The organism is Lactobacillus xujianguonis (assembly GCF_004009905.1).
Lineage (GTDB): Bacteria > Bacillota > Bacilli > Lactobacillales > Lactobacillaceae > Lactobacillus > Lactobacillus xujianguonis.
The window spans coordinates 1-4,648 of sequence record NZ_ML136925.1; the positions used below are offsets into that span (position 1 = coordinate 1).

The 4,648-nt window shown below is 37.9% G+C and carries 3 protein-coding genes; all 3 read right to left on the minus strand.

The features are described from left to right. Positions 1 to 195 precede the first annotated feature (195 nt). The gene (locus EJK17_RS10990; protein ID WP_103662693.1) at positions 196 to 1,359 is read right to left on the minus strand and encodes a glycosyltransferase family 4 protein; all 1,164 of its coding nucleotides are present in this window, start codon (positions 1,357 to 1,359) and stop codon (positions 196 to 198) included. A 113-nt stretch (positions 1,360 to 1,472) separates the two neighbouring features. Beyond that, the gene (rny, locus tag EJK17_RS10995) at positions 1,473 to 3,107 is read right to left on the minus strand and encodes a ribonuclease Y (protein WP_103662694.1); all 1,635 of its coding nucleotides are present in this window, start codon (positions 3,105 to 3,107) and stop codon (positions 1,473 to 1,475) included. 128 nt (positions 3,108 to 3,235) lie between these two features. Further along, positions 3,236 to 4,351 (minus strand): recombinase RecA, encoded by a 1,116-nt coding sequence (gene recA / locus EJK17_RS11000; RefSeq protein WP_103662695.1) that lies wholly within the window; start codon positions 4,349 to 4,351, stop codon positions 3,236 to 3,238. Positions 4,352 to 4,648 lie beyond the last annotated feature (297 nt).

Below are 4,648 nucleotides of genomic sequence, written 5' to 3' on the forward strand. Positions count from 1 at the left end.
ACTGTCGGCTTATTTGCCATGGACAAAGCAAGTGCAGGCAAGCTGCAGATAAATTTTGAATATAATTAACCCCATCTTAGCACAAGCCAAGGTGGGGTTTTAAGATACTTCAGTTTTTTACGCTTACTAATGAAATTCCGGTTACTGACAATAATTTTCATGAACAATAAAAAAGACCAGCCAAGCTGGTCTTTTTTAGTTATCACGTTTATTTTTTTGATTCTTTAATTGATCTGGCTTTTCTTGACCTAAATGCCAAACTTGAACTGTTGGATCTGTTTTACTCTTCTTATTGATAATCTTTTGGATTAAATGCATTAACGGTTTATACTTCTCGCCTAATAAACCAATAGATTCCACAAATAGCTCTAGTGCTAATAATAAAGCAACAATTAACGGCCACAAACCCCAAGTTGGTGAAAGTAAGAAGAGCAAGGAAACAAATGAAAAGATTAACGAAATTGCATAGATCGTCAAAACTGTTTGCCGGTGGGTTAACCCCATACGCATCAATTGATGGTGTAAGTGATGCTTATCTGCTTGCGACACTGGCTGCTTATTCAACTTCCGTCTAATCATCGCATACACAGTATCGGTAATGGGCACACCAAGAATGATAATTGGCACTAATAGGGAAATAAAAGTGACGTTCTTTAGCCCCTTTAGCGATAATACGGCAATCATAAACCCGATAAATAAAGCCCCAGTATCACCTAAGAAAATTTTAGCTGGATGGAAATTATATGGCAAAAAGCCTAATAAACAAGCAGCTAGCATAAAACAAGCAATAGGCACATAAAGTTGATGGGTATGTAAAAAGAAGTAACCCACAATCCCCATTGTAGTTAAGGAAATCAGCGAAACACCATCAGCTAGCCCATCTAAACCATCGATTAGATTAACGGCATTGGTTAAAGCTAAAATCCAAAAAATCGTAATGGGAAAACTCCACCAGCCTAAATTAATCTGATGATTAATAAAGGGTAGATTTAAGACGTTCATTTGAATTCCAGCCAAGAAATAAACAACACAGGCCGCGATAAAGATGCCAAACATCTTCTGTCCGGGCTTTAATTCTAAAATATCATCAATCATCCCGGTTAGAACAATTACGCTAGAAGCAAGCAAAACGGCGAATACTTCATGGGTAGGAAATTGATCCCGTAACAAAACAAAGCATCCAATATTGTACGTCACAAAAATTCCCAATCCGCCAATTGTCGGCATGGGCTTTTTATTAACTCGTCTAGCATTTGGGTTATCAACTGCTCCCAAGACAAAGGCTAATCGTCTAATAAAGGGCGTAATCGCCGCTTGAATGATAACTAGGAAGAATAAATCAACAATTATTTTAAACATTATTAACTGCTTTCTTTAAATACTCGTTCCTAATTATACAAGTAGAAACAAATAACAATCAAGCTACTAAAGTCTAAAAAAAGTTTGGAAAAATATTTTTCCAAACCTTTTTCTTATTTTGCAATCGCAACTACGCGTTTTTCACGAATAACGGTAATTTTAATATTACCTGGATAATCAAGTTCTTTTTCAACTTGATTCTTAATGTCACGTGCCAAAATTGTGATGCGATCATCTGAAATTTCTTTAGGTTCAACCATTACGCGAACTTCACGACCAGCTTGAATAGCATATACCTGCTTAACACCGTGATAGCTCTTCGCAATTTTTTCCAATTCAGTTAAACGTCTAATATAATTTTCAAGACTTTCACTTCTTGCACCTGGACGTGCTGAAGAGATTGTATCTGCTGCAACTACAAGTTCAGCAATAAACGATAACTTCGGTACATCTCCGTGGTGTGCCGCAATTGCATTAACAACTATATCTGATTCATGATATTTACGAGTTAATTCCACGCCGATTTCAACGTGAGAACCTTCAATATCATGATCGATTGCTTTACCAATATCGTGTAATAATCCCGCACGAACTGCTAGTTTTTCATCTAGACCCAGTTCCGCAGCCATTGTGCCAGCTAATTTACCAACTTCAATTGAGTGTGCTAAAACATTTTGCCCATACGAAGTACGATATTTAAGTCGGCCTAAAGTCTTAACTAATTCAGGATTCATTCGGTGAATTCCTAAATCCATCAAGGCACTTTCACCAGCTTCATAAATATCATCGTTAACTTCTTTACGAGCCTTATCAACCATCTCTTCAATGCGAGCTGGATGAATACGACCGTCTTTAATCAAACGTTGCATTGCTCGCTTAGCAATTTCACGTCTAATTGGATCAAATCCACTTAGCGTAACTACCTTTGGAGTATCATCAATAATTAAATCAATTCCTGTTAATGCTTCAAAGGAACGAATATTTCGGCCTTCACGACCAATAATTCGACCCTTCATTTCTTCATTTGGCAAATCAACGACTGAAACAGTAGTTTCAGCGACGGTATCAGCCGCACTACTTTGAATTGCATCAACCAATACTTGATGAGCAAAACGATCAGCCTTAGCTTGAACTTCTTCATTACTATTTCTGATCATTTCGGCGCGTTCTTTAACTAATTCATCAGATAATTGGGCTAAAACAATTTTCTTAGCTTGTTCTTTATCTAAATTAGCCACTTCATAGAGTTTCTGGCGTCGTTGTTCAACTAAATCATTAGCTTCATTGATCTTATTATCTAAACTGGCTTGTTGCTGCTTTAACTGATCTTCTTTTTGTGAGAGACTAGATTCTCGTTCATCCAACAAAGAATTTTTATGATCAAGGGTATCTTCATGTTGTTGAAGGCGGTTTTCTTGACGTGAAATTGCATCACGCTTTTTACTTAAACTATCTTCTGTCTTTTGCCGATAATCACGAATTTCTTCTTGAGCTTCAAGAATTTTTTCTTTTTTGGTGTTTTCTGCACTTTGCTTAACTGCTTGCGCAGCTTGCTTTTGTGCATTGACTTCTGCTCGAGCAGCAGCGACCTGTGCTTTAGCATCTGCAAGAATATGGTCGGCATCATTTTGAGCGTTTTGAGCTTTCTTCTCCCATGCGTTCTTCCGAACAGCATATCCGATGCCAAATCCCACTAAAAGAAAAACAATAGCAACTACGGCGGGAATCAAATAAATATTATATTCCATGATTACTATCGCCTTTTTTTTAGAATTATTCACACAGTCTTATGATAAAGAACTAGATCAGCTCTGTCAATTCAAAGAAAAAACCTTGGAACTAAATTCCAAGGTTTAATTTAATTTCTTCTACGCTTTTATTTGCTTTTCTTGGCCTCTTCTTCGGATGAAGCTTTTGTTTCATCCTTAGTTTCATTAGCCTCCTTGGCTTTGCGCTTTTCTTTGATCTTTTCTGGATCTTCTCGTTCAGCAATTGATTTTTCATCAATGCCGTAAGCTTGCCGAACTTGTTCTTCAACTTCGTGATAAATATCTGGGTGATCTTCTAAGTACTTCTTAGCATTTTCACGCCCTTGACCAATTCGTTCGGTCTTGTATGAATACCAAGAACCGGCCTTATCGATAATATCCTTGTCAGCAGCCATATCGAGCAATTCGCCGCTTTGAGAAATACCCTTACCATACATAATGTCAACTTCAGCAACCTTGAATGGTGGGGCAACCTTGTTCTTAACCACTTTGATCTTAACCCGGTTACCAATTACGTCACCAGATTGCTTAATCTGTTCTGCTCTTCTAACTTCCAAACGAACAGTTGAGTAGAATTTAAGGGCACGACCACCTGGGGTAGTTTCTGGGTTACCAAACATAACCCCAACTTTTTCACGAATCTGGTTAATAAAAATAGCAATTGTCTTAGTCTTAGAAATCGTACCTGAAAGCTTACGTAAAGCTTGACTCATCAACCGAGCCTGCAAACCAACGTGGGCATCACCCATTTCGCCTTCAATTTCTGCTCGTGGTACTAAGGCAGCAACTGAGTCGACAACAACAATATCGATCGCACCACTGGAAATCAAAGTATCAGCAATTTGTAAACCTTCTTCACCAGTGTTGGGTTGTGACAAAATCAAAGAATCAATATCTACACCTAATGCTTCGGCATATGCCGGATCCATCGCATTTTCAGCATCAATGTATGCAGCCGTTCCACCACGCTTTTGCACTTCGGCAACAGCGTGTAAAGCAACAGTTGTCTTACCAGAAGATTCTGGGCCGTATACTTCAATAATTCTTCCGCGAGGGTAACCACCCACGCCAATGGCTGCATCTAAAGCGATTGAACCGGTTGGTACAGTAGAAATTTGCGTATCGGCTTTTTCACCCATCCGCATTACTGCGCCTTTACCAAAGTTCTTTTCAATTTTCTTAAGAGCTGCATCTAAAGCAGCTTGTTTCTCATCTTTGGCCAAATCGGTACCTCCTATTTATGTTACCTAATAATTATACTTTGTTCACCGACAAGAATGCAAGAAAAAAGCGAACGAACGTTTAAACTTTTTTCTCACTACTTATAAATATGCAAAAAATCGAAAAAATTTTTTTATTTTATTTTTTATTTTAATTTTTCCAACAAAAAAATGTAAGCGTAAAAAACTGAAGTATCTTAAAACCCCACCTTGGCTTGTGCTAAGATGGGGTTAATTATATTCAAAATTTATCTGCAGCTTGCCTGCACTTGCTTTGTCCATGGCAAATAAGCCGACAGT

Bases quoted from the DNA above. Each gene is read 5' to 3' on its own strand.
- EJK17_RS10990 (WP_103662693.1), bottom strand. From the start codon at position 1,359: ATGTTTAAAATAATTGTTGATTTATTCTTCCTAGTTATCATTCAAGCG.
- rny (WP_103662694.1), bottom strand. From the start codon at position 3,107: ATGGAATATAATATTTATTTGATTCCCGCCGTAGTTGCTATTGTTTTT.